The 24,908-nt window shown below is 62.9% G+C and carries 19 protein-coding genes and 2 tRNA genes; 17 read left to right on the top strand and 4 right to left on the bottom strand.

The window, feature by feature from the left end:
• Positions 1-145 precede the first annotated feature (145 nt).
• From N511_RS24505 to N511_RS0122930, 15 genes are all read left to right on the top strand, one after another.
• The gene (locus tag N511_RS24505) at positions 146-1,618 is read left to right on the top strand and encodes a lysine N(6)-hydroxylase/L-ornithine N(5)-oxygenase family protein (RefSeq protein WP_231479666.1); all 1,473 of its coding nucleotides are present in this window, start codon (positions 146-148) and stop codon (positions 1,616-1,618) included.
• Positions 1,615-2,853, top strand: a complete 1,239-nt coding sequence (locus tag N511_RS0122865; RefSeq protein WP_027681378.1) for an MFS transporter — start codon at positions 1,615-1,617, stop codon at positions 2,851-2,853. Before N511_RS24505 ends, N511_RS0122865 begins: the two co-directional genes overlap by 4 nt.
• The gene (locus tag N511_RS0122870) at positions 2,843-3,457 is read left to right on the top strand and encodes a GNAT family N-acetyltransferase (protein ID WP_027681379.1); all 615 of its coding nucleotides are present in this window, start codon (positions 2,843-2,845) and stop codon (positions 3,455-3,457) included. Before N511_RS0122865 ends, N511_RS0122870 begins: the two co-directional genes overlap by 11 nt.
• Positions 3,458-3,475: 18 nt before the next feature.
• Positions 3,476-5,362, top strand: coding sequence for an IucA/IucC family protein (locus N511_RS0122875; RefSeq protein WP_027681380.1), 1,887 nt, complete (start codon positions 3,476-3,478; stop codon positions 5,360-5,362).
• The gene (locus N511_RS24510; RefSeq protein ID WP_081785422.1) at positions 5,359-6,171 is read left to right on the top strand and encodes a siderophore ferric iron reductase; all 813 of its coding nucleotides are present in this window, start codon (positions 5,359-5,361) and stop codon (positions 6,169-6,171) included. Before N511_RS0122875 ends, N511_RS24510 begins: the two co-directional genes overlap by 4 nt.
• A 95-nt stretch (positions 6,172-6,266) precedes the next feature.
• The gene (locus N511_RS0122885) at positions 6,267-7,427 is read left to right on the top strand and encodes an aromatic ring-hydroxylating oxygenase subunit alpha (RefSeq protein WP_027681381.1); all 1,161 of its coding nucleotides are present in this window, start codon (positions 6,267-6,269) and stop codon (positions 7,425-7,427) included.
• A gap of 76 nt (positions 7,428-7,503) precedes the next feature.
• On the top strand, positions 7,504-9,522 hold the full coding sequence (mnmC, locus tag N511_RS0122890) for a bifunctional tRNA (5-methylaminomethyl-2-thiouridine)(34)-methyltransferase MnmD/FAD-dependent 5-carboxymethylaminomethyl-2-thiouridine(34) oxidoreductase MnmC (protein ID WP_027681382.1): 2,019 nt from the start codon (positions 7,504-7,506) through the stop codon (positions 9,520-9,522).
• A 244-nt stretch (positions 9,523-9,766) separates the two neighbouring features.
• Complete coding sequence (gene tig, locus N511_RS0122895; protein ID WP_027681383.1) at positions 9,767-11,110, top strand: trigger factor; 1,344 nt, start codon at positions 9,767-9,769, stop codon at positions 11,108-11,110.
• A gap of 41 nt (positions 11,111-11,151) precedes the next feature.
• A complete protein-coding gene (clpP, locus tag N511_RS0122900; RefSeq protein WP_024975598.1) occupies positions 11,152-11,799 on the top strand; it encodes an ATP-dependent Clp endopeptidase proteolytic subunit ClpP in 648 nt (215 codons plus the stop codon).
• Positions 11,800-11,991: 192 nt separating this feature from the next.
• On the top strand, positions 11,992-13,266 hold the full coding sequence (gene clpX, locus N511_RS0122905) for an ATP-dependent Clp protease ATP-binding subunit ClpX (protein ID WP_009238059.1): 1,275 nt from the start codon (positions 11,992-11,994) through the stop codon (positions 13,264-13,266).
• A 170-nt stretch (positions 13,267-13,436) separates the two neighbouring features.
• Entirely contained in the window at positions 13,437-15,851 is a 2,415-nt protein-coding gene (gene lon / locus N511_RS0122910) for an endopeptidase La (RefSeq protein ID WP_027681384.1), read from the top strand.
• Between the two features lie 158 nt (positions 15,852-16,009).
• Positions 16,010-16,282, top strand: a complete 273-nt coding sequence (locus N511_RS0122915) for an HU family DNA-binding protein (protein ID WP_004627009.1) — start codon at positions 16,010-16,012, stop codon at positions 16,280-16,282.
• Between the two features lie 67 nt (positions 16,283-16,349).
• Positions 16,350-16,425 (top strand) — tRNA-Val (locus tag N511_RS0122920).
• Between the two features lie 44 nt (positions 16,426-16,469).
• A tRNA-Asp gene (locus N511_RS0122925) sits at positions 16,470-16,546 on the top strand.
• A gap of 157 nt (positions 16,547-16,703) precedes the next feature.
• Entirely contained in the window at positions 16,704-18,644 is a 1,941-nt protein-coding gene (locus tag N511_RS0122930) for a SurA N-terminal domain-containing protein (protein ID WP_027681385.1), read from the top strand.
• 78 nt (positions 18,645-18,722) lie between these two features.
• Here N511_RS0122930 and lepB read toward each other — a convergent pair whose 3' ends face one another.
• Positions 18,723-19,415 (bottom strand): signal peptidase I, encoded by a 693-nt coding sequence (gene lepB, locus N511_RS0122935; RefSeq protein ID WP_027681386.1) that lies wholly within the window; start codon positions 19,413-19,415, stop codon positions 18,723-18,725.
• An 81-nt stretch (positions 19,416-19,496) separates the two neighbouring features.
• Positions 19,497-20,105, bottom strand: a complete 609-nt coding sequence (locus N511_RS0122940; protein ID WP_037027254.1) for an arylesterase — start codon at positions 20,103-20,105, stop codon at positions 19,497-19,499.
• A 73-nt stretch (positions 20,106-20,178) separates the two neighbouring features.
• Between N511_RS0122940 and N511_RS0122945 the strand changes: the two genes are divergently transcribed.
• On the top strand, positions 20,179-20,889 hold the full coding sequence (locus tag N511_RS0122945; protein WP_027681388.1) for an ABC transporter ATP-binding protein: 711 nt from the start codon (positions 20,179-20,181) through the stop codon (positions 20,887-20,889).
• 9 nt (positions 20,890-20,898) lie between these two features.
• Here the strand turns inward: N511_RS0122945 and pgi are convergent, their stop codons facing one another.
• Both pgi and N511_RS0122955 read right to left on the bottom strand, forming a co-directional pair.
• Positions 20,899-22,518 carry a glucose-6-phosphate isomerase gene (gene pgi / locus N511_RS0122950; RefSeq protein ID WP_027681389.1) on the bottom strand — a complete coding sequence of 540 codons (1,620 nt, stop codon included), beginning with the start codon at positions 22,516-22,518 and terminating at the stop codon, positions 20,899-20,901.
• Positions 22,519-22,589: 71 nt separating this feature from the next.
• Entirely contained in the window at positions 22,590-24,185 is a 1,596-nt protein-coding gene (locus tag N511_RS0122955; protein ID WP_027681390.1) for a bifunctional ADP-dependent NAD(P)H-hydrate dehydratase/NAD(P)H-hydrate epimerase, read from the bottom strand.
• A gap of 86 nt (positions 24,186-24,271) precedes the next feature.
• Here N511_RS0122955 and N511_RS0122960 point away from each other — a divergent pair, with 86 nt between their 5' ends.
• Entirely contained in the window at positions 24,272-24,841 is a 570-nt protein-coding gene (locus tag N511_RS0122960; RefSeq protein WP_027681391.1) for a winged helix DNA-binding protein, read from the top strand.
• Positions 24,842-24,908 lie beyond the last annotated feature (67 nt).

Consider the following 24,908-nt stretch of genomic DNA (forward strand, 5'->3'; position numbering starts at 1 on the left):
GCCGGGCATTTCGAATCTGTTCCCGATATCGCGCTTGCGATATTCATGATCATTCAGCAGCCGGCACGCATCGGCTGTGATCAAAACCCCACCTGAATTCACCCAGCCTAGGCGCGGCCCCAAGCCGCCGGCCGACGGAGAGCGCGTGCGCTGCGCTTCCCCGGTCGCGTTCCTGGTGCTGTCGTTTGGTAAATGCAGTCTTTGCAAATCAGGAGGTTCAAGCGTGATGAAGTCCGATGTTTATGATTTTATTGCAATTGGTTTAGGGCCATTCAATTTAAGTCTGGCCTGTCTGGCAGAACCGATTGAAAGTCTGAATGGCCTATTTCTGGAGCGCGCCGAAGAATTCAATTGGCACCCCGGCATGCTGATTGATAAAACCACATTGCAGAATCCATTCCTTGCCGATCTGGTAAGTCTGGCCGACCCGCAAAGCCGCTTCAGCTTCCTGAATTACTGCAAGCAGGAAGGCAAGATCTATTCGTATTACATCCGCGAGAACTTCTATCTGAGCCGCGCGGAATACAACCGTTACTGCAAATGGGTCATCGCGCAACTCCGCAGCGTGCATTTCCACCATGACGTGGACGCGCTGGCCTATGACGCCCAACGCGGCTGCTATGTCGTCACGGGCTTTCGTGGCGCGGAGCGGGAACCGTTCGTGCTGCGTGCACGCAAGCTGGTGCTGGGCGTTGGGTCATCACCGTCGTTTCCCGCATGCGTGCCGCGCGATGGGCATCGCTACCTGCACACCGCCGACTACATCGACGTGCGGGACGCGCTGCGCGAAAAACGCTCCATCACCATTGTCGGCAGCGGGCAAAGCGCGGCGGAGGTCTATTACGACCTGCTCAAGGAGAGCGACAAGCACGATTACAGCCTCGTCTGGATCACGCGTTCTCCGCGCTTCTTCCAGATGGAGAACACCAAGCTGACGCTGGAGATGATCTCTCCGGACTACATCGATTACTTCTTCAATCTGCCGGATGGCCGCAAGGAGAGCATCCTCCGCAAGCAGGACAGCCTCTACAAAGGCGTCAACGCGAGCCTGATCAATCAGATCTACGATCTGCTCGACGACAAGCGCAAGACGGGCGCGCTGCGCACGCACCTCATCACCAACTGCGAGCTGCAAGCCTGCCGGCACGATGCCGCTACCGGCACCTACGAGATCGAATTTCAGCAGCTCGACAGCGGCGCGCGCTATGCACATCGCACAGAGGGGCTCGTGCTTGCCACGGGCTATGAGCAGAACATCCCTGCGTTTATCGATGGCATCCGCCACCGCCTGCGCTGGGACGCCAAGGGCCGCTATCAGCTTTCGCGCAACTACGCGGCCGATTTCAACGGCAACGAGGTCTACGTGCAGAACGCCGGCCTGCACACGCACGGCCTGACCAATCCTGACCTCGGGATGAGCTGCTACCGCAACTCCTGCATCATCCGCGAGCTGACCGGAGTGGAGCACTACAAGATCGAGCGGCGCATTGCGATCCAGGATTTTGCGATTCCGTCCACGCCCGATTTCATTCCGCTGGCGGCCAGGGAGTCAGCCAAGGAAGCAACCAGGGACCGCGTGCCGGAAATGGCGGAAGAGACCGCCGGGGTGGCCGCATGACGTTGCGTGTGTACATCATCCTGATGACGACTTTTGCCGTCATCAGCGATGCCATCCTGATTCCGTTCTATCCGCAGTTCTTTGCTTCGCGTTATGGGCTCGACAGCCCCGTCCACGTGGGCGCATACGTCGCGGCGATCTCCATCGCGGTGATGTGCACGCTGCCGGTCTGGGCGCGCGTAGCCAAACGCGTGGAACCGCTGCACTTGCTGGTCTACACGCAGTGTGCGGCGGGGACATTCAGCCTGCTGAGCGACTGGGCGCCCGACGTGGTGACGTACTGGGTGCTGTCGATGCTGATGTTCATGTGCAAGAGCAGCTACCTGCTGATGTATCCGTACATGATGCGGCTCACGCCCAAAGAGCAGCACGCCGCCACGGTGGGCATTCTGTCTGTGGTGGTGCACTTTGGCGCCATCTTCGGTGCCGTGGTGGGCGGCTTCGTGCTGCAGACGTGGGGGCCGCGTGCCAGCATCGTCGCCATGGCAGCGGGCGATTTCTTCCAGATGGCTGTGTGCCTGTATCTGATCCGCAGCGGCAAGATCGTGCGCGTCAATTCGGGCGAGCACGCAGAAGCCGCGGCCGCGGAGGCGCCGCGCACGCGCTGGCGTGATCGTCTGCCGATCCTGCGCCTCGCACTGGTGATGCTGGTGTTCGATTTCAGCGCATACCTGATTCGCTCGTTTTTTTCCGTGTACTGGCAGCAGGTGTCCGGCCACGACAGCGAGTTCGTTTCAGGCATGGTCTTCGCGATACCGGGTGCCATGGCCATCCTTGCGCTGCGTTTGCATGCCCGTATCCGGGCGCGCGGTGGCAAGTTGCCGGACCACACGCTGGGCAATCTGCTGCTGGGCGCGGCCGGGCTGCTGCTGCAGGCTGCACCCAACCCTGTGCTGATCGTCATCGGGCGCGTGCTCTATGGCTGGGCGTTGTTCCAGATCATCGTGAAGCTCGATGTCAACCTGTTCCGGCTTTCCACACCGCAGCGGTATGCGCACGACTACAGCATCACCAATTTCTTCCAGAACCTGGGTGTGCTGCTGTCTTCGTTTGCGGCCGGGGCGATCGTCAATCGCTACGGATTGCACGTGCCGTTCCTGCTGGCTGCGTGCGGCTTTGTCCTGACGGCGCTGCTCGACCGGCTGATCCTGAACGTGCCGAGCGCCACGCACGCAGGCGAAGCGGGCAGGGCAGGCGAACCCATCAACGTGGAGGAGCCCGCCCATGCCAATTGACCTGCATGCCATTCATCGGCGCGCCGACGCCAGCCGTGCACCGCACACGGATGCCGACGGCTACACCTTCCGTCTGCTGCGCATTCCGGAAGACATCCCGACGCTGCACCGCTGGTTCCAGCCGGAGCGTGCATCGTTCTGGTTGATGCGCGACAAGACCGAAGCTGAGATCGGCCAGATCTATCAAGAGCTGATGGATTCCGGGCATGCCACTGCCTATCTCGTCTGGAAAGCAGGGCGCCCGGTCTTCCTGGCCGAGTGCTACGACCCCGCGCACGACCGCATCCGTGCGTTCTACGACGTGCGGCCCGGCGACTTGGGCATGCACATCTTCATCGGGCCATCGGATGTGCGCGTGCCCGGCTACACACGCGTGGTGTTCTTCGCGTTGATGCGTTTCATGTTCGAACACCTCGGGGCGGCCCGCATCGTGGTCGAGCCCGACGCCAACAACGAACGCATTCACGCCATCAACCGCGCCGCAGGTTTCGTCTACGACCGCAACGTCGCCTTTACCGAAAAGATCGCCAGCCTCGCCTTTTGCACTCGGCGGGATTTTGAGCGGGCTATCGCCGCCACCGCCGCTACCACCGCCACCGCTTAACCAACGACAGGATTCGCCATGAACGTGACGCTTCAGAACCAGCTCTCCCAACACCCGGCACAGGCCGCCGCCCACCTCACGCCCGAAGTGTGGGCACAGGCCAATCGGCTGCTGCTACGCAAGGCCATTGCCGAATATGCGCACGAGATCATCCTGGAACCCGAACACGTGAAAGATGCGGCCAACGGCTTCGCGCTGTATCAGGTGTTTTCTGACGACGGCAAGGTCTGCTACCAGTTTGAGGCCCGGCGGTTGGCGCTGCGCCATTGGTTCATCCGGCCGGAGTCGATTCGCCGCCTGGTCGATGGCGCTGAGCAACCGTTGGATGCGCTGCAGTTCATCATCGAATGCCGCCAGCGCCTTGGCATCCGCGACGACCTGCTGCCCATCTACCTTGACGAAATCAGCAGCACGCTCTTCGGCAGCGCCTACAAGCGCATGAAGGCCGACGCGCCAAGCAGCGCACAACTGGCCGACGCCACCGACTTCCAGACCATCGAGGTCGCAATGATGGAAGGGCACCCGGGCTTTGTCGCCAACAACGGACGCCTCGGCTTCAACGCCGTCGACTACCAGGCCTATGCGCCGGAGGCCGGCTCCGACATCCGCGTGATCTGGCTGGCCGTGCACAAGGACCACGCCACACCGTCGACGCTGTCCACGCTCGACTACGCGCAGCTGCTGGCCGAAGAGCTGGGGCAGGACACGGTGGACGAGTTCACCCGCCAGGTGGCCGCCAAGGGCGTCGACCCCGCCGACTATCACTTCATGCCGGCGCACCCGTGGCAGTGGTTCAACAAGCTTTCCATCGCGTTCGCCGGCTACGTGGCGCAACGCAAGATCATCTGCCTCGACTACAGCGCGGATCACTACATCGCGCAGCAATCCATCCGTACGTTCTTCAACACGAGCGATCGCACCAAGCGCTATGTGAAGACCTCGCTGTCGATCCTAAACATGGGGTTCATGCGCGGGCTGTCGCCGTACTACATGTCCGGCACGCCGGCGATCAACGAATTCATCAAGGAGCTGGTGTCGGGCGATGCTTTCCTGCGCGAGAACGGTTTCACGATCCTGCAGGAAGTGGCGGCCATCGGCTTCCGTAACTTCTATTACGAGGCCGCGATTCCCGTAGATACGCCGTACAAGAAGATGTTCTCGGCGCTGTGGCGCGAGAACCCGCTGCAACTGCTGCAACCGGGGGAACGCCTGATGACGATGGCCGCATTGCTGCACGTCGACAAGGACGGCGTTGCGCTGATGCCGGAACTGATCCGGCGCTCCGGCCTGCCGGCACTGACCTGGGTGCGTCGATACCTGCAGGCGTATCTCACGCCGCTGCTGCATTGCTTCTACGCACACGACCTGAGCTTCATGCCGCATGGCGAAAACCTCATCCTCGTGATGGACAAGCACGTGCCCGTGCGCGCCATCATGAAAGACATTGCCGAGGAATCTGCCATCCTGGAAATCAAGGCACGTGAATGGCTGCCTGAGCGTGTGCAACGCCTGGCCGTGGAGGTGCCGGATAACTTCAAACTGCTCGGCATCTTCATCGACGTGTTCGATGGTGTGTTGCGCCACATCAATCACGTGCTGGTGGAAAACGGCTGCTGCACAGAAGACGAGTTCTGGGGTGCGGTCGCGGATTGCGTGTACGACTACCAGGACGCGCATCCGGAACGCGCCGCCAAGTATGCCCACTACGACATGTTCGTCCCCGAGTTCCTGCATTCGTGCCTGAACCGCCTGCAGCTGGGCAATAACGTGCAGATGGTGAATCTGGCCGACCCCGCATCGAGCCTGAAGATGGCCGGCAACCTGGTCAACCCGATCGCCAAGTTCCGCCGTACAGCGCAGGGCCGTTCGGTCGCGGCGGCCGAAGCAGCGGAAGCGGCTGCATGACGGACGGCATGCGCGCCTTCGTTGAAGACGCCAGCGGGCCGGGCTTCGCCACGGCGGTAGCCTGGCGGCCATCGCCTGCGCCGGATCTCGCACGTGTATGGGCGGCGGTGCAGCGCGTCCTGCCCAGCTTGCGCGGCGAGCAGGGCGGCGTGGCACCGGCGGGCGCGCTGCGCCTCGGAGACGACGATGCATTGCGCGCCCTGTGCGACCACTGGGCGCGTGCCTATCCGGAAGCTGGCGCCCATTACCTCGCCCTGCGGTGCTGGGGCCTGGCGATCTGGCAGCCGATCTATCTCTGCGTGATTGCAGTCCATCTGGATGCGCCTGTGCCCAGCCTGTCAGGTCTTGCACAGCCGATGAAGAACGGTTTTCCGAGCGGCCTGCACTTGCCTGCACAGGTGCCGGTTGAGGGGACGTTCGCTGCGCGAAGGGAAGTCGCCGCCACTGAGCTGCGCGCGTTCTGCGCGGCGATGCGTCGTGCGCTGAAACCGATGGTCTCGTTACACGATCGCGCTGCCGATCGGCTGCAAGCCGAGTGCGTGCTTGGCGCCCTCATGGCCGTGCGTCCGCATGTGCCGCTGTCCGATGCGGCCCTGGTAGCAGCCGGGGAAGACTGGCTCGCGCATCTTGGCATCTCCGGCGGATGCGGCTTCTTTGCCTACCGCGCCCGAGACGGCACGCCCGCACTCGCCCTCGACCGCAAGGTCTGCTGTCACCATTTCCGCCGTCACGACGGAGAGAAGTGCAGCACGTGTCCGAAGCTCTCGCTGGACGCCCGCATCGCCCGCCTGGTGGCGGAAGCGGGCTGACCGTCCCCGCGAGCACATTCCCCCGATACCCGATGGGGCGGATGTGGTTGGGCCCATTGCCAAACCGCCCGCCACACCGTGTTGGAGATTCTCCGATGACTGATGTCGGACGCCTGGCGCACGTGATGCCAGCGCATACCCAATTGCCCGTCGCCGCGTATTTTGATGACGCCTTGTTCGCGTGCGAACTCGAAACGATCTTCAAGCAGTCTGCCTGCTACGTGGGCAGCGAAAAAGCCGTACCCGAATCCGGCGATTGGCGCCGCCTCCCACAGGAAGGCGGCGGCCGCGTGCTCGTTCGCAACGCTGGCGGCGTGGAGTTGATGTCCAACGTCTGCCGGCATCGCCAGGCGCTGATTCTTGGCGGTGAAACGGGCAATGTGCGCGGCCCCGCCAATGCCACCGGCAACTTGCGCACCGCCGGCGGCAATATCGTCTGCCCCTTGCACCGCTGGACGTACACAGACCACGGTGAACTGATCGGCGCGCCGCAGTTTCCCAGCACGCCATGCAAGAACCTGCAGCGCTTCACGCTGCGCAACTGCCATGGGTTGCTGTTCGAAGGCCCGCGCGATCCGGCACGCGATATGGCGCCGCTGTTCGCGCGTCCGGAATTCGACTTCGGTGACTACGTGCTCGATCACGTGGAAGTCCACCAGTGCAACTACAACTGGAAGACGTTCATCGAGGTCTATCTGGAGGATTACCACGTCGCGCCGTTCCACCCCGGCCTCGGCCACTTTGTCACCTGCGACAACCTTGAATGGGAGTTCGCCGACTGGTACAGCATGCAGCGCGTGGGCATCAACGAGGCGCTCAGCCAGCCGGGCTCCGATGTCTACGGCGCGTGGCACGATCGACTGCTGGACTACCGCCGTGGCGCACCGCCCGACTTTGGCGCGATCTGGGTGACGTATTTCCCGACCCACATGATCGAGCTGTATCCGCACGTGCTGGTGCTTTCCACGCTGTATCCGAAAGGGCCGCAGGACACCGTCAACGTGGTCGAGTTCTACTACCCGGAAGAGATCGCCGCGTTCGAGCGCGAATTCGTCGAAGCACAGCGCGCTGCGTATATGGAAACCTGCATCGAGGACGACGAGATTGGCGAACGCATGGATGCGGGTCGCCGTGCGCTGATGGAGCGCGGTGTGTCGGAAACGGGGCCTTACCAGTCGCCGCTCGAAGACGGCATGCAGCACTTCCACGCGTGGTACCGGCGCGTGATGGGCACGCTGCCCGTCGCCGACGTGTAACGCAGAGCCGCTGCTCTAGGTCAAGGCGCCGGGAAGGGGCGGCGTTACAATTCGCCGCTTCTTCCCAGGGTGCTTCATGCCACGCGGCCTTGTTCTCGCTACGCCTCAGCTCACGTCGGACGGCACGCCGTTCTCCGCGCAGTACGACGACGTCTATCACAGCTCCGAAGGCGGTCTGGCGCAGGCGCATCACGTTTTCCTGGGCGGCAACGGCTTGCCAGGTGCATGGCAGGGCAAGCGCGCCTTCACCATCGTCGAAACCGGCTTCGGCCAGGGCCTGAATTTCCTCGCCACGTGGGCCGCATGGCGCGACGATCCGCAGCGTTGTGCGCGGCTCGATTTCGTCTCGATCGAGAAGCATCCATTCGATCGCGCGGGGTTGTCGGTCGTGCATCCAGCCAGCGGCGCGCTGGCCCCGCTCGCCGAGATGCTGCGTCGATCATGGCCCGTGCCGGTGCCCGGCGTGCATCGTTTGACCTTCGACGACGGCCGCGTCACGCTCACGCTGCTGCTCGGTGATGCGATGGAGACGCTGCCGCAACTCTCGTGCGCTGCCGACGCGTTTTATCTCGACGGGTTCTCTCCCGCAAAAAACCCGGATCTGTGGCAGCCGCGCGTGTTCAAGCAGCTTGCGCGGGTGGCACGCGCCGGCGCGACATTGGCGACGTACACCGCCGCAGGATTCGTACGACGCGGCTTGCAGGAAGCCGGCTTCGAGGTACGCAAGGCGCCCGGTTTCGGCAGCAAGCGCGACATGACCGTCGCGCAGTTCCCGACCCATTGGCGCACGCGGCGCGGGCCGGTGGAAGCGCCAGTTTGGGGCCAGCGACACGCCATCGTGCTCGGCGCCGGGCTGGCAGGGTGCCCCATTGCGGAGCGGCTCGCGTCGCGCGGCTGGCGCGTCACCCTGGTCGACGAAAACGACGGCCACGCACGCGGCACCTCGGCGCATCGCGCAGCGGCCATGCATCCGCATGTATCCATCGACGACAGCGTGCTGTCGCGGCTATCGCGCGCAGGCAACCTCCTTGCGCGCCGCCATTGGGACGCGCTGGATTGCGCCGGCTTCGCCACAGGCTTCCAATGCACCGGCGTGCTGCAACTCGCTGAAGACGCCGACGACGCCACCGAGCAGCAACGGATCGTGCAAACGCTCGGCTATCCGACCGATTACATCGACTGGCTCAATGTAGAGGAGGCCGCGCAACGCGTCGGCGCCAGCGTGCCGCAGGGCGGCTGGTGGTTTGCGCAAGCCGGCTGGGTCGCTCCGCCGGATATTTGCCGCGCCAATCTAGCCGCTGCCGGTACTGCAATCGACACACGCTGGAATACGCACGTTGGATCGCTGCGCCAAGACGGCGATCAATGGCAGGCGTTGGATGCGCAGGGCGCTGTGATTGCGAGTGCGCCGGTCATCGTTCTGGCCAATAGTCTCGGAGCGGCACGTCTGGCACCACTGAATTCCGCGTCGCTCAAGCCGGTGCGCGGTCAACTCACGGATGTGCCCGTCGCCGGGTTTGAGGCGGGCCTCGCATGGCCGAAAGCCGTTGTTTGCGGCAATGGCTATCTGCTGCCTGCCGAGCCGGGCGCGCGGTCGGTGCGCATAGGCTCCTCATTCCAACCGGGTGAATCCGATCTGACGGAGCGTGTCGCCGATCATGCCGCCAACCTCCGGCGGCTGGCCGGATTGCAGCCTCAGCAATCGGGCGCGCTGGCGAAGCTCGACGTGGCGCAACTGCATGGCTATGTCGGTGTGCGGTGCGTCTCGGCCAATCGGTTGCCATTGATCGGCCCGCTGGTGGATGAGGCGGCGGCCACGGCGCCCGGCTTCCGTTTGCGTGGTCCGCATGCACAGCTGCCTCGCCTTGCCGGGCTGTATGCAGCACTTGCGTACGGCTCCCGGGGCCTCACATGGTCGGTACTGGGCGCAGAGTTGCTGGCGGCGCAGATCGACGGTGGCCCGCTCCCGCTGGAATCGGACCTGGTTGCGGCGCTTGACCCCGGCCGGTTTGTTCTGCGTGCGTTGCAGCATGGGCACCATCAAGGACAGGGCGCGACACCCCCGGAAAACGAAGCCGCGGAACCGCTGGATTAACACGCGGTTTGAAGGGTTTTCCTAGCGTTCCGACCCAAAAAATCAGGGCCGCCGAACGTTCCATGCCATAATATGCGTTTTGCGTTTGCCAGCCTGAACGCGCCCGTTGTGCCGTGCATTGTCCAGTCAAGCGGCCCTCGCGCCGCATTCCTGCAAGCCCGGCAACACCAAGAACTTTGAACCACGGCTGCTGCTGGCGCTGCGCCGTTCGACGCAACCATCTTCTGAATCTGGAATTACGACCATGTCGACTATCGAAAACCTCGGCAAGCTTGATCGCAAAGTGACCCTGGCTGTCCCGAAGGCCGAAGTGGAGCAAGAGAAGCAAAGCCGTCTGGCGCGTCTGTCCAAGACCGTCAAGATGTCCGGCTTCCGCCCGGGCAAGGTCCCGATGAAGATGGTCGAGAAGCAATACGGCCAACAAGTCGAATTCGAAGTGCGCTACGACAAGGCTGCCCGCCAGTTCTTCGACATCACGAACGAGCAGGGCGTGAAGGTTGCCGGCCAACCGCGCTTCGAACTGAAGACCGAAGGCGTGGCTGACGATCAAGTCGCCTTCGACGCGACGTTCGAGGTGTATCCGGAAGTGAAGCTCGGCGATTTGGCCGGCGCGGAACTGACCCGCACCAAGACCGAAATCACCGACGCCGAGATCGACAAGACTCTCGACATCCTGCGCAAGCAGCGCGTGCACTACCATCCGCGCGGCGAAGCCGGCGACCACGGCGACGGCGGTGCAGCGGTTGCACAGAATGGCGACCGCGTGACGGTCGATTTCGTCGGCACGATCGACGGCGTGGAATTCGCCGGCGGCAAGGCTGAAGGCTTCAGCTTCGTGCTTGGCGAAGGCCGTATGCTGCCCGAGTTCGAGCAAGCCACCCTGGGCCTGAAGCAAGGCGAGTCGAAGAAATTCCCGTTGGCGTTCCCCGAGGACTACCACGGCAAGGACGTCGCCGGTAAGACTGCTGAATTCACGGTCACGCTCAAGCAAGTCGAGTGGGCGCACCTGCCGGAAGTCAACGAAGCCTTCGCACAATCGCTCGGCATCGCCGACGGCAACCTCGACAAGATGCGCGCCGACATCCGCGAAAACCTGGAGCGTGAAGTCAAGCGCCGCACGCACGCGCTGCTCAAGGACCAAGTCATGGAAGCGCTGCTGAAGGTGGCAGAGCTTGACGTGCCGAAGTCGCTGGTCGAGCAAGATCAAGAGCGCCTGGTCGAAATGGCCCGCCGCGACCTCGAATCGCGCGGCATGCCGAACGCCAAGAACATGCCGATCCCGGCCGAAATGTTCACGCAGCAAGCTGAGCGCCGCGTGAAGCTGGGTCTGGTGCTGGCCGAAGTGGTGAAGGCCCACGGCCTGGAAGCCAAGCCGGAGCAGATCAAGGCGGAAATCGAAGAGTTCGCCAAGAGCTACGAAGATCCGAAGGAAGTCATCCGTTGGTACTACGGCGACCAACAGCGCTTGGCCGAGATGGAAGCCTACGTGCTCGAAAACAACGTGGTAAATTTTGTGTGCGACAAGGCCAAGGTCACTGACAAGGTCGTGTCGTTCGAAGAGCTGACCGCCACGCCGGCGCAAGGCTGATTCGATCGATAGAGTTTCCGAAATAAGCACCGGAGAACCGCATGATCCGCAATGAACTGATCGACCAACTTGCCCGTACCCAGGCTTCCGCGCTCGAAACGCAGGGGCTCGGTCTGGTGCCGATGGTGGTCGAGCAGTCGGGCCGCGGCGAGCGCGCCTACGATATCTACTCGCGCCTGCTCAAGGAGCGAGTGATCTTCATGGTGGGCGAGGTCAACGACCAGACTGCCAACCTCGTGGTGGCACAGTTGCTGTTTTTGGAAAGCGAGAATCCGGACAAGGACATCTCGCTGTACATCAATTCGCCGGGTGGTTCGGTCTCGTCCGGCCTGGCGATGTACGACACGATGCAGTTCATCAAGCCTGACGTGTCGACGCTGTGCATGGGCATGGCAGCCAGCATGGGCGCGTTCCTGCTCGCGGCCGGTGCCAAGGGCAAGCGTCTGGCGCTGCCGAACTCGCGCATCATGATTCACCAGCCGCTGGGCGGTGCGCGCGGCCAAGCCTCCGACATCGAGATCCAGGCGCGCGAGATTCTGTATCTGCGCGAGCGTCTGAACACGGTGCTCTCGGAGGCGACCGGTCAGCCCGTCGATAAGATCGCGCGCGACACGGATCGTGATAACTTCATGAGCAGCGAACAGGCCAAGGAATACGGCCTGATCGATCAGGTTATCGCGAAGCGCTGAAGTGTCGATGTAATGCGTCGATGTGTGTAGATGGTGGCTGGTGCGTTTTACGGCACACCGGCTAACCGCACGAAACATGTCAAGCGGTGTCAAAAACGAGGCTTCGCGCCTCGTTTTTGCTTAGAACAACACCTGCGGATCGTCGCCAGATAATTTGGCGTATGATGCTGCCAAGAACTACTGGTAATCGTTATGGCGGACAAGAAAGGCTCGACTGGCGAAAAGCTGCTGTACTGCTCGTTTTGCGGCAAGAGCCAGCATGAGGTCAAGAAACTGATTGCCGGCCCCTCGGTCTTCATCTGCGATGAATGTATCGACCTGTGCAACGAAATCATCCGGGACGAAGCCGCCATCTCCGAAAAGGAAGGTGGTCTGGCGGTCAAGTCCGATCTGCCCACACCGCATGAAATCCGCCAAAGCCTGGACCAATATGTGATTGGTCAGGAGCAGGCCAAGAAGATCCTGGCGGTCGCGGTCTACAACCATTACAAGCGTTTGAAGCACCTCGGCAAGAAGGACGATGTCGAGCTGTCGAAGAGCAACATCCTGCTCATCGGGCCGACTGGCTCGGGCAAGACCCTGCTTGCTCAAACGCTGGCGCGTCTGTTGAACGTGCCATTCGTCATCGCCGACGCCACCACGCTGACTGAAGCCGGCTACGTGGGCGAGGACGTCGAAAACATCATCCAGAAGCTGCTGCAGAACTGCAATTACGAGGTGGACAAGGCCCAGCGCGGCATCGTCTACATCGACGAGATCGACAAGATTTCGCGCAAGTCTGACAACCCTTCCATTACTCGGGACGTTTCTGGGGAAGGTGTGCAGCAGGCGCTGCTCAAGCTGGTGGAAGGAACGATGGCTTCGGTGCCGCCGCAAGGTGGCCGCAAGCATCCGAATCAGGACTTCCTGCAGGTTGATACGACCAACATCCTGTTCATCTGCGGCGGCGCGTTCGACGGTCTGGAAAAGATCATCATGCAGCGCTCTGACAAGACCGGTATCGGTTTCGGTGCAGAAGTGCAGAGCAAGGAAGAGCGCGACGTCAGCGAAGTGCTGCCGCAAGTGGAGCCGGAAGATCTCATCAAGTTCGGCCTGATTCCCGAGTTGATCGGCCGTCTGCCCGTGGTGGCGACGCTGGCCAAGCTCGATGAAGCTGCCTTGATGGAAATTCTGGTCGAGCCCAAGAACGCAATCGTCAAGCAGTACCAGAAGCTGCTGGCAATGGAAGGGGTGGAGCTGGAAATTCGTCCGAGCGCGCTGACGGCAATCGCCCGCAAGGCGATCAAGCGCAAGACGGGGGCGCGTGGTTTGCGTTCCATCGTCGAGCACGCTTTGATGGATGTGATGTATGACCTCCCCAACCACAAGGGTGTGCAAAAGGTGGTGATCGATGAAAGTACGATCTCCGACGAAGGCAAGCCCTTGCTGATTTACGAAGAGCAACCCAAGGTTGCAGGTTCCAACTGACGCGAATGCCCGGCCGGGATGCGCCGTATGCGTCCCATGCAGGAAGCCGTTCGCTCGCGAGCGGCTTTTTTTGCTTCGGGAAACCGGGTCGGCATGCGACTTGCAGCAGCGGTCTTGTAAAACCGTCGCTGTGCCCAATTTAGCCCTTACATGACTTTCTGGGGAAAATAATGTCCGGAACCCAACTTTTACCCGCTGAGCAGATTCGCCTGCCGCTGTTGCCGCTGCGTGACGTGGTGGTGTTTCCGCACATGGTGATTCCGCTGTTCGTGGGGCGCCCCAAATCCATCAAGGCGCTGGAAGCTGCGATGGAGGCGGGCAAGAGCATCATGCTCGTGGCGCAAAAGACCGCCGCCAAGGACGAGCCGACCGACAAGGATCTGTACGAGGTCGGCTGTATCGCCAACATTCTGCAGATGCTGAAGCTGCCGGACGGCACCGTGAAGGTGCTGGTCGAGGGCACGCAGCGCGCCAACATCCTGTCCGTCACCGACGACGAATCGCACTTTTTCTGCGAAGCCGTGCCCGTCGGCCCGGAACCCACTGAATCGGCTGAGACCGAGGCGCTGCGTCGCGCCATCGTGTCGCAGTTCGATCAGTACGTGAAGCTGAACAAGAAGATCCCGCCGGAGATCCTGACTTCGTTGTCGGGCATCGACGAGCCGGGTCGTCTGGCTGACACCATCGCTGCGCACCTGCCGATCAAGCTCGAGCAGAAGCAGAAGATTCTCGAGATGTTCAACGTGACGGAACGCCTGGAGAGCCTGCTGTCGCAGCTTGAGGGCGAGATCGACATTCTGCAGGTGGAAAAGCGCATCCGCGGCCGCGTCAAGCGCCAGATGGAGAAGAGCCAGCGCGAGTACTACCTGAACGAGCAGGTCAAGGCCATCCAGAAGGAACTGGGCGAAGGCGAGGAAGGCGCCGATCTCGAAGAGCTGGACAAGAAGATCAAGGCCGCCCGCATGCCGAAGGAGGCCAAGAAGAAGGCCGAGTCCGAGTTCAAGAAGCTCAAGCTGATGTCGCCGATGTCGGCCGAGGCAACGGTCGTGCGCAACTACATCGACACGTTGGTCGGTCTGCCGTGGCGCAAGAAGAGCAAGGTCAACAACGACCTGTCGAATGCCGAGCAGGTTTTGGATCAGGACCATTACGGCCTGGAGAAGGTCAAGGAACGCATCCTTGAGTACCTTGCAGTGCAACAGCGCGTGGACAAGCTGAAGGCGCCGATCCTGTGCCTCGTGGGGCCGCCTGGTGTTGGCAAGACCTCGCTCGGGCAGTCGGTGGCGCGTGCAACGAACCGCAAGTTCGTGCGCATGGCGCTGGGTGGCGTGCGTGACGAGGCCGAGATTCGCGGTCACCGCCGTACGTACATCGGGTCGATGCCCGGCAAGATTCTGCAGAGCCTGACCAAGGTCGGCGTGCGCAATCCGCTGTTCCTGCTGGACGAGATCGACAAGATGGGTGCGGACTTCCGCGGCGACCCGTCGTCGGCCTTGCTCGAAGTGCTGGACCCGGAACAGAACCACACGTTCCAGGACCACTATATCGAAGTGGACTTCGACCTGTCGGATGTGATGTTCGTGGCGACGTCGAACTCGCTGAACATTCCGGCGCCGTTGCTGGACCGGATGGAAGTGATTCGCCTGTCGGGCTACACGGAGGACGAAAAGGTCAACATCGCCCGTCGCTACTTGCTGCCCAAGCAGATCAAGAATAATGGTCTGAAGGAAGGCGAGATCGAGGTGACCGAAGCCGCGCTGCGCGACATCATCCGCTATTACACGCGGGAAGCTGGTGTGCGTTCGCTCGAGCGCGAGGTTTCGAAGATCTGCCGCAAGGTGGTCAAGCAGTTGCTGCTGAAGAAGGAAGCCGGCACGTCTGTGAAGGTGGATTCGGACAACCTGGACAAATTCCTCGGCGTGCGTCGCTTCGACTTTGGTCTGGCCGGCAAGGAAGATCAGGTCGGCCAGGTGACCGGTTTGGCATGGACGGAAGTGGGCGGCGATCTGCTGACCATCGAAGCCGCGCTGATGCCGGGCAAGGGCAACATCACCCGCACCGGTTCGTTGGGCGACGTGATGAAGGAGTCGGTCGAGGCTGCGCGCTCGGTGGTGCGTTCGCGTTCGGCGCGCCTGGGTATCAAGGATGAGATGTTCGAGAAGCGCGACATCCACATCCACGTGCCCGAAGGTGCGACGCCCAAGGACGGTCCGTCGGCAGGTATTGCGATGACGACGGCGCTGGTGTCGGTGCTGACCGGAATTCCGGTGCGCGCTGATGTGGCAATGACCGGCGAAATCACGCTGCGCGGCGAGGTGTTGCCGATCGGCGGCTTGAAGGAAAAGCTGCTGGCTGCACACCGTGGCGGCATCAAGCTGGCGCTGATTCCGGAAGAGAACGTCAAGGACTTGGCGGACATTCCGGACAACGTGAAGAACAGCATCGAAATTCAGCCGGTGCGCTGGATCGATAAGGTGCTGGAGCTGGCGCTGGTGCGTAAGCCGGAGCCGCTGCCGGAAGAGGAAGCCAAGCCTGCGCCCGCCAAGGGCGACGACGGCAAGTCGCAGGAAATGGTGCATCACTGACACCGCGGCCTGCCAAGGTTGAAGAAGGGCCCGACATGTTCGGGCCCTTTTTCTTTGCACAGGCTACGACGTGTAGCACGCAGTTCTTCGCCTTGACACGTCGATTGACGGCCACTTTAATGAATCCACACTGAGCGGGTGTTCGGGGAGGTGGCACGATGAATAAAACAGATCTCATCGACCATGTGGCGACGCAGACCGACATGTCAAAAGCCGCGGCGGGGCGCGCCATCGACGCGCTGATCGACGGCATCAAGGATGCGTTGTGCGAAGGTGGGTCGGTCACGCTGGTCGGCTTCGGTACGTTCCTGGTCGGCAAGCGGTCTTCGCGTAATGGGCGTAATCCCCGCACGGGAGCGGCCATCACGATCGAAGGCGGTAAAGTTGCGAAATTCAAACCTGGCAAAGCGCTGAAAGATGCGCTAAACTAGCGGGCTTTGGTGCTCGTGGGTGGCAACACGGGCGCCGGACAGTCCGGCTCACGCCGGCAGTACGAACGGGTGCTTAGCTCAGTTGGTAGAGCAGCGCCCTTACAAGGCGCGGGTCGGGAGTTCGAGCCTCTCAGCACCCACCATCGTTCGTATTGCCGCTCACGCGTCGGGTGGTCCAACCCAATCTGGAGCGGTAGTTCAGTCGGTTAGAATACCGGCCTGTCACGCCGGGGGTCGCGGGTTCGAGTCCCGTCCGCTCCGCCAGATTCCTGTACAAAGGCCCGATTCGTTCGGGCCTTTGTCTTTTCGGCGGCGAATGCTTGCAGGTCGTGCCTGTGCGCTGTGCCGCGATTGTCCGGAATGTCGGCGGCACCTGATAGAATCGCCGGATTTTCCATCTTCCATTCACCTCCGGTCCAGCATGCTTGATTTCGTACGTACGCATCGGCGCTTGATGTTTCTGGTGCTGCTGATTCTGGTGTTCCCGTCGTTCGTGTTCTTCGGCGTGCAGAGTTATTCGAGCTTCATGGATAGCTCGCATGACGCAGCCAAGGTCGACGGCAAGGTCATCTCCACCAACGAAGTCGACGCGCGCGTGCGCGAGCAGACGGAGCGCCTGCGCCAGATGCTTGGCGCGCAATATGATCCGCGCCAGTTCGAAGGTCCGCAGATGCGCCGCGACGTGCTCGACGGCATCATCCAGCAGCGCGTGCTGGCCAATGAGGTTATGCGTGCGAACCTGACCATTTCGAACGACAAGATTCGCGACACCATCCTGCAGATTCCCGCTGTGGCAGCGCTGCGCAAGCCGGATGGCTCGTTCGACCAGGAAGCCTACGTGCGGCTGCTCACTGCGCAGAACATGACGCCCGAGCAGTTGGAAGGCAATCTGCGCTTCGAGCTGTCGCAGCAACAGATTCCGCAATCGATCGTGTCGTCGGCGTTTGTGCCGAAGTCGCTGGTGGAGCGCCTGATCCAGGTACGCGATCAGCAGCGCGAAGTTCAGACGCTGCTGTTCAAGCCGGCCGACTACGCTGCAAAGGTCAATGCGGACGAAAGGGCCATCCAGGCTTACTACGATGCGCACCAGCAGGAATTCTCTGTACCGGAGCAAGTCAAGGCCGAGTATGTCGTGTTCTCGGGCGAGGACATGATGAAGCAGATTCCGGTCACGCCCGAGCAGATCAAGGAGTACTACGATCAGAACGCTGCGCGCTTCAAGACACAAGAAGAACGCCGCGCCGCTCACATCCTGATCAAGCTGCCGGACAACGCCAAGCCTGCCGACAAGGACGCCGCCAAGAAGAAGGCCGAAGAGGTCCTGGCCGAGGTACGCAAGAACCCCGCGAGCTTTGCCGAACTGGCCAAGAAGTACTCGGGCGATCCGGGCTCGGCCGCGCAGGGTGGCGAGCTGGGCTTCCTCGGCAAGGGCGCGACCGTGCCGCCGTTTGAGAACGCGCTGTTTGCGCTCAAGCAGCCGGGCGACATCAGTGACGTGGTCCAAAGCGATTTCGGTTTCCACATCATCAAGCTGGAAGAAGTGAAGGGCGGCGGCGTGCAGCCGTTGGAAGCCGTCAAGCCCGAGCTTGAGCGTGAAGTGCGTACGCAGCTCGCCAACAAGAAGTATTCGGAGCTGGCCGACGCGTTCTCCAACACGGTGGAAGACCAGTCCGACAGCCTGAAGCCGGTGGCCGACAAGCTCAAGCTGCAGATCCAGACGGCCGACAACGTCACGCGCACCCCGAGCCCGGCGCAGTCCGGCAGCCCCATCGGCAACGACAAGGTGCTCAAGGCGCTGTTCGCTGACGACGTGATCAAGAACCACCGCAACACGGCCGCCATCCAGGTAGGTCCGACCACGCTGGTTGCAGCGCGCGCGGCGGAGTATCGCCCGGCCACGGTGAAGAAGCTGGCCGACGTGCGGGAACAGGTCAAGGCCAAGGTGATCGCCGAGCAAGCGGCTGCGCTGGCAAAGAAGGCCGGCGAAGAAAAGCTGGCCGCCGTGAAGCAGAGCAACAGCGCCGATGGTTTCAACGCTGCACAGACCCTCTCGCGCCAGCAGGCGCAGGGCACGCCGCCGGCAGCATTGACGGCGATCCTGCGTGCGGATGCGACCAAGCTGCCGGTCACCATCGGCGTCGACCTCGGTGCCCAGGGCTACGCGCTGTATCGCATCAACAAGGTGCTGCCGCCGGCCAATGTGGACGAGGCGCGCCGCACTGCCGATGCACAGCAACTGGCGCAAGCGGCAGGCCAGACGGAGTTCAACGCCTACTACGAAGCGCTGAAGGCGCGCTCGAAGGTGAAGATCAACAGCAGCGCGGTCGACACCAGCAAACCTGCCAATACGGCAGAGGACTGATACCGCGTCCTGCGACTAGCCAGACAAAAAAGCCCCCTCTACAACGAGGGGGCTTTTTCTTTGCCTTTTTTTTGCCGACTAGTCCAGCGGTTTGCCGATGCGCGCCACGCGCGGCATGTACCAGTGATCTGGATCGAACGACAGGGCTACGTGGGAAGCGCGCGCGATCAGGTTCTTGCGAGGGACCAGGCCGAAGTAACGTGAGTCTCGGCTGTTGTCGCGGTTGTCGCCCAGCATGAGGTAATGGTCTTGCGGGACGGTGATGGGTCCGAAACTGCGCAGCGCACGCACCTCCGGCAAGACCATCACGGTGTGCTCGCGGCCGGGTAGCGCTTCCGACCAGAGTTCGTGCGGCAGTGTCGCCGTTGCCTGCGGCAACGTGCCGGGTGCGACGTCTGGCAGCGGCGCATAGGCAATCCGCTCACGATTGATGTAGAGCGCTTCGTCACGCATTTCAACCACGTCGCCGGGCAGCCCGATGAGTCGCTTCACCAGCTTCGTGCCGTCTTCGGGGGAGGAGAAGACGACGACATCACCGCGTTTCGGCTCGCTGCCGCGCTTGAGCCAGACGGTCGTGGCCGGTACGCGTACCCCGTAGGCCAACCGGTTCATCAAAATGTAGTCGCCTTCGATGAGCGTGGGGTTCATTGAGCCGCTCGGCACGACTGCCCAGTCGGCAATGCAGGCGCGGAACGCAAAGAGCAGCGACATGCCGACGAGGAACCGCTTGTTGTCGCGCGCTGCGCGTAGCCCGCTTGCCAGAAGCTTCATGGTGTTCGCCCGAGTGAGAGGTGGCCGCCGTTCCGGAGTAGAGAATCGGATGCGCCGCATGCAATCGGTGCGGCAGAAGGGTCATCTTCCGACCCGCGCTTTAAGGAGAGGTTCCAGTTTGGGCCATACGTTATCGAGCATCGTTGGCTGCGCTGCGGCAATGGGATGGATGCGATCTTCCTGGAACCAGTCGGGCCGTTGCGCAACGCCTTCCAGCAGGAACGGCACCAGCGGCAGCTTGTACTGCTGCGCCAGCTTGCCGAACATGGCGAAGAAGCGCTCGCTGTACTCCGGGCCGTAGTTGGGCGGGATGCGCATGCCGACCAGCAACACCTTCGCGCCTGCGGCTTGCGATGCTTCGATCATCGCCTTCATGTTGGCCTCGCTGGAGGCGAGCGAGAGGCCGCGCAGCGCGTCGTTACCGCCCAGCTCCAGAATCACGACGGAGGGCCTTTCGCGTGCCAGCACGGCGGGCAGGCGTGAGCGGCCGCCGGCCGTGGTGTCGCCGCTGATGCTGGCATTGGCGACGCTATAATCGGGCTTCCGTTCTTTGAGGCGCCTGTCGAGCAACGCGACCCAGCCTGTGCCTTGCGCCAGGCCGTATCCCGCCGACAGGCTGTCACCCAGCACCACCACGCGATGCGATGCCGGCGCGCCTTGTGCTACAGCCGTCTGTGCGAGCGGCAGCATGCCGAACACTGCGCAGCCGAGCGCCGCTGCAAGCCACTTCACGCTGCGCCTTCTACTACCAACCCGTCCAATCATGTCGTCTTCTGCTACCTGGGTGATTGAAGTCGATTCGCTGCACAAGACTGTGCGCGATGCCACCGGTGAGTTGCCTATTCTGAGCGATGTTGCCTTCCGTGTGGAAATGGGCGAGACACTGGCGATTGTTGGCGCCTCCGGCTCGGGCAAATCGACGCTGCTCGGGTTGCTCGCCGGACTGGACTTGCCGACATCGGGCTCGGTCAAGCTGCTGGGCAACGACCTGTTCAAACTGGACGAAGATGGCCGTGCCGCCGTGCGCGGCAGCCACGTCGGCTTTGTCTTCCAGTCATTCCAGCTGCTGCCGCACCTGACGGCCCTCGAGAACGTGATGTTGCCGCTGGAATTGCAGGGCGATGTGAGCACCGCTGAAATGCGTCGTCGTGCCACGGTGCTGCTGGAGCGCGTCGGCCTCGGCGCACGGCTGTCGCACTATCCAAAGACACTCTCGGGCGGCGAACAGCAACGCGTGGCTCTGGCACGCGCGTTTGTGACCGAGCCCGACATTCTTTTTGCCGACGAGCCGACCGGCAGTCTCGACACTGCCACCGGTGAGGCCGTGATCGCGCTGATGTTTGAACTCAACCGCAGTGCCGGATCCACGCTCGTGCTGGTGACGCACGACCGCTCCGTCGCTGCCCGTTGCAGCCGCATTCTCACCATCGAAGCCGGGCATCTTGTCGGCGACGAGATCGTCACCGAACTCTGAACGTTTGCGTCAGAGCGCGACTTTGGCGCGGCGGATCAGTGCCGCCGTCGATGCGTCATGCGCCACCGAGGCCGGTGCACCTTCCAGCTCTGCCTGAATCGGCTTGGCGAGTTTCTTGCCAAGCTCCACGCCCCACTGATCGAACGAGTTGATGTTCCACACCGCGCCCTGCACGAAGGTGCGGTGCTCGGCGCAGGCAATGAGCGCGCCGAGTGAGGCAGCGTCCAGCCGTTCCATCAGGATGGTCGTGCTCGGGCGATTGCCTTCGAACACCATGTGCGGCACCAGCGCTTCGTCGGTGACGCCTCCCGCGCGGACTTCATCGGCGGTGCGCCCAAGCAGCAGCGCCTCGCCCTGCGCGAAGCAGTTTGCGAGCAGTTTGGCGTGGTGGCCAGGCAGGTTGCGCACCGGCTCGAGCGTGGTGATGAAATCCACCGGCACGATCTGCGAGCCCTGGTGGATCAACTGGAAATACGCATGCTGCCCGTTGGTGCCGGCCGTGCCCCAGACGATGGGGCCGGTATCGGTATCGATGGCCGCGCCGTTGCGCTGGACCGATTTGCCGTTGCTTTCCATCTCGAGCTGCTGCATGAAGTCGGTCAGCAGTTCCAGCGGCGCGCAGTAGGGCACCGTGCACGCGCTCGCCGCATCGAAGAAGCCGCGATACCAGACCGAGAGCATCCCGAGAATGAGCGGCAGGTTTTCGCGTGGCGCGGCCGTCGCAAAGTGGCGATCCATCGCGCGAGCACCATCGAGCATCGCTTCGAACTGTTGCGGCCCGATCGCCAGCACGATCGACAGGCCCACCGCCGACCACAGCGAGAACCGCCCGCCAACCCAATCCCAGAACGTGAACATGTTGTCCGGGTCGATGCCGAACTGCACGACGGCCTCGCGGTTGGTGGAGACCGCGACGAAGTGGTGCTTGAGCTGATCTTCCGCCACGCCATGTTCGACAAACCACCGGCGCATGCTATGCGCGTTCGCCATCGTTTCGAGCGTGGTGAACGTCTTCGAGCAGACGATGGCGAGCGTGGTATCCGGATGCAGATGATCCAGCGTTTCGGCCAGGTCCGTGCCATCGACATTGGAGACGAAATGCACGCGCACCTGCGGCACGGCAAGATGGTCGAGGGCGCGGCACACCATGCGGGGGCCGAGGTCCGAGCCGCCAATGCCAATGTTCACGATGTCCGTGATGCGCTGGCCCGAGTGGCCTGTCCAGGCGCCGCTATGCACGCGGTCGGCGAAGTCGTGCATCTGGGCGCGCACGCGCAGCACTTCCGGCATGACGGGCTCGCCGTCGGCACGATAGTCGTCTTCCGCGCGGCCACGCAGGGCTGCATGCAGGACGGAGCGGTGCTCGGTGTTGTTGATGCGGTCGCCACGCAGCATGGCATCGCGCAGCGGGAGCACGCCGGTCTCGTCGGCCAGTTGCAGCAGTAGCGCCAGCGTCTCAGGCGTGATGCGGTTCTTGGAGTAGTCGACCGTCAGGCCAGCTGCCTCTAGCGTGAAGGCGCGTACCCGTTCCTCGGCGTCCGGCGCGGCAAACCAGTCGCGCATATGTGTCGCGCGGATCGATTCTGCGTGTTGCGTCAGGGACTGCCAGGCGGGTAGGGCTGTGGGCATACGGCGTGAGGTGACGTGAGGTTGGTGCGGGAAAACGAATGGGCAGTATAACGGCGCTGTATTTCCTATTTCTATCGGCGAACGTCCGACGCCAGCAAGGCGTTGAGTGCACGTCGCGCCGGCGCGCATAGCTCGCTTGCGTGCAGGCCGATGGGGCCGACGCCCGCCTGGACCAGATCGTCCGCGGCACGACCATGCAGCCACACACCGGCGAGTGCAGCTTCGCGCGCTCCCATGCCTTGCGCAAGCAGTGCGCCGATCATGCCGGTCAGGACGTCGCCCGTGCCGCCGGTGGCGAGCCCGCCGTTGCCGGTGGGGTTGATGGCCGGCGCGATGCCCGGCGCCGCGACGATTGTGCCTGAGCCTTTGAGCACGACCACCGCGCCCGTTCGATTGACCAGCGCCTGGGCGGCGGCCAGCCGATCGTGCTGAACGGCGCGCGCATCGGTCTGCAGCAGGCGCGCGGCTTCCAGCGGATGCGGCGTCAGCACCAACGGCACACCGCTTCTGGCCAACTGCGTGAGGCGGGCGAGCAGCGCGGGCGTTTTCGCAAAGAGATTCAGTGCATCGGCGTCGAACACGGCAGGCGTGTGCGCGGACAGCATGCGGTCCAGCAGATGCTCGAGCGCCGCTTCCGATTCCTTGCCGGTGCCCATGCCGGGGCCCACGGCCAGCGCTTGCATGCCGCCCAGATCGAGTGCGCCCCAGCTGTGCAGCATCAATTCCGGTTGCGCGGGATCGACACGCGGCGCATCGGCGGCCAGCGAGGCCACGTGCACCTTGCCCGCGCCCAGATAGAGCGCGCCGCGCGCCGACAGCAGCGGCGCCCCAACCATGCCTGCGGCGCCGCCCACGATCGCCACGCTGCCGTACGTGCCCTTGTGGCCGTTATGCCGCCGGCGCGGCACGTGCGCGAGCCAGCGTGACGGCGTGTTGACGAAGGCGTCTGCTTCGACCACGCCGTCATAAGCCGGCTGCGCGGCTTGCAGGTCGGCCAGCGCGATGTCGCCGGTGGCGTCACGGCCATCGCCCGTCAGCAAGCCCGGTTTGATGGCGAGGAACGTGATGGTGGCGCGCGCCTGGATCACCGGTGAATCCGGGGCGGGCGGCTGGCCGGTATCGCCGTTCAGCCCGGAGGGAATGTCGAGCGCATACACCGGCAATCCGCTGGCATTGATGGTGTCGACCAGTGCCGCATGCAATCCCGTCAGCGGCCGGGCGAGTCCGACACCAAAAAGGCCGTCGACGATGGCCGAGGTGGCAGCCGGCACTGAAGCCGGGGTGTGCAGCTGTTCGATCGGAACATTCGCGGCACACGCCTCCGTCCAGGCGCGGCGCGCATCGTCGGGCAGCTGTGCCGGGTCGGCGGCAAGCCATACGGTGACGGCGCGCCCGGCCAGATGCAGCACCGTCGCCGCCACGAGCGCATCGCCACCGTTGTTGCCTGGGCCGGCAACGAGCAGCACATGCCCATGTGGCGCGCGCGTCTGCAGCCAGTCCGCGGCGGCGTCGCCGGCGCGGGCCATCAAGGTGAAGGGTTCGAGGGTCCGGTACGCAGCCGCTTCCAGCGCGCGGATTCCGGCCGTGCCGAATAGCAGATCGGCGCCGTGGTGCGCGGCCAGGGCGCCGTCGATCAGGATTTCGCGCCAGGTAGGGTGTGAGGACATGGCAACTACGCCTTTTATCCATGCAGACATGACGATCTATTCTCTTACAATAGCCCGCGTTTCCGGTCCTTTCCCCGCCCGTTGCAATGTCCAAATCGCCGACCACCCCGAAAGCCGATCTGCCGCAATCCGCAGCCAATGAGGATGCAGGGAAGGGCGGGCCGATCGTCTCTTCGTCACACCTGGTGTCGGCGCGCAGTCCGGAGCTGTCGGAGTTCGAGTTTGCGCTCAACACCGCCTACAACGCCTACAACCGCTGGTGCATGCGCTGCATGGCCGCCGCCGGTGTGCGCGACCTGACCTTCCTCGATGTGCTGGTGGTGCATCACGTCAACCACCGTGGCCGCGCCAAGCGCCTGGCCGACATCTGTTTCGTGCTGAACGTGGAAGACACCCACCTTGTCACGTATTCCCTCAAGAAACTGCAGGGGATGGACCTGGTGGAGGGCACGCGCAACGGCAAGGAAGTCACCTACACGACCACCGAAGCCGGCGAAAAGGCCTGCGCCCGGTACCGCGAGATCCGCGAGCAATGTCTGACCAGCAATATTTCGCCCAGCGGCGAGGAAAATGCCGAAATTGGCGAGCTGGCGCGCCTGCTGCGCGTGCTGACGGGCCTGTACGAGCAGGCGGCACGGTCCGCCACGTCGCTGTAAAACGGGCGTTTTCGACAATTTCCGGCCGAGGCAGGCGCATTTCAGGCCGATTTGAGGGTCGGTAACA

The sequence above is a fragment of the Ralstonia sp. UNC404CL21Col genome (assembly GCF_000620465.1).
Lineage (GTDB): Bacteria > Pseudomonadota > Gammaproteobacteria > Burkholderiales > Burkholderiaceae > Ralstonia > Ralstonia flatus.

Bases quoted from the DNA above. Each gene is read 5' to 3' on its own strand.
- N511_RS0122945 (WP_027681388.1), top strand. From the start codon at position 20,179: ATGTCGTCTTCTGCTACCTGGGTGATTGAAGTCGATTCGCTGCACAAG.
- lepB (WP_027681386.1), bottom strand. From the start codon at position 19,415: ATGAAGCTTCTGGCAAGCGGGCTACGCGCAGCGCGCGACAACAAGCGG.
- N511_RS0122930 (WP_027681385.1), top strand. From the start codon at position 16,704: ATGCTTGATTTCGTACGTACGCATCGGCGCTTGATGTTTCTGGTGCTG.
- lon (WP_027681384.1), top strand. From the start codon at position 13,437: ATGTCCGGAACCCAACTTTTACCCGCTGAGCAGATTCGCCTGCCGCTG.
- N511_RS0122915 (WP_004627009.1), top strand. From the start codon at position 16,010: ATGAATAAAACAGATCTCATCGACCATGTGGCGACGCAGACCGACATG.
- N511_RS0122940 (WP_037027254.1), bottom strand. From the start codon at position 20,105: ATGCTGCCGCTCGCACAGACGGCTGTAGCACAAGGCGCGCCGGCATCG.
- tig (WP_027681383.1), top strand. From the start codon at position 9,767: ATGTCGACTATCGAAAACCTCGGCAAGCTTGATCGCAAAGTGACCCTG.
- mnmC (WP_027681382.1), top strand. From the start codon at position 7,504: ATGCCACGCGGCCTTGTTCTCGCTACGCCTCAGCTCACGTCGGACGGC.
- N511_RS0122865 (WP_027681378.1), top strand. From the start codon at position 1,615: ATGACGTTGCGTGTGTACATCATCCTGATGACGACTTTTGCCGTCATC.
- clpX (WP_009238059.1), top strand. From the start codon at position 11,992: ATGGCGGACAAGAAAGGCTCGACTGGCGAAAAGCTGCTGTACTGCTCG.
- N511_RS0122960 (WP_027681391.1), top strand. From the start codon at position 24,272: ATGTCCAAATCGCCGACCACCCCGAAAGCCGATCTGCCGCAATCCGCA.
- N511_RS0122955 (WP_027681390.1), bottom strand. From the start codon at position 24,185: ATGTCCTCACACCCTACCTGGCGCGAAATCCTGATCGACGGCGCCCTG.
- clpP (WP_024975598.1), top strand. From the start codon at position 11,152: ATGATCCGCAATGAACTGATCGACCAACTTGCCCGTACCCAGGCTTCC.
- N511_RS24510 (WP_081785422.1), top strand. From the start codon at position 5,359: ATGACGGACGGCATGCGCGCCTTCGTTGAAGACGCCAGCGGGCCGGGC.
- pgi (WP_027681389.1), bottom strand. From the start codon at position 22,518: ATGCCCACAGCCCTACCCGCCTGGCAGTCCCTGACGCAACACGCAGAA.
- N511_RS0122870 (WP_027681379.1), top strand. From the start codon at position 2,843: ATGCCAATTGACCTGCATGCCATTCATCGGCGCGCCGACGCCAGCCGT.
- N511_RS0122885 (WP_027681381.1), top strand. From the start codon at position 6,267: ATGACTGATGTCGGACGCCTGGCGCACGTGATGCCAGCGCATACCCAA.
- N511_RS0122875 (WP_027681380.1), top strand. From the start codon at position 3,476: ATGAACGTGACGCTTCAGAACCAGCTCTCCCAACACCCGGCACAGGCC.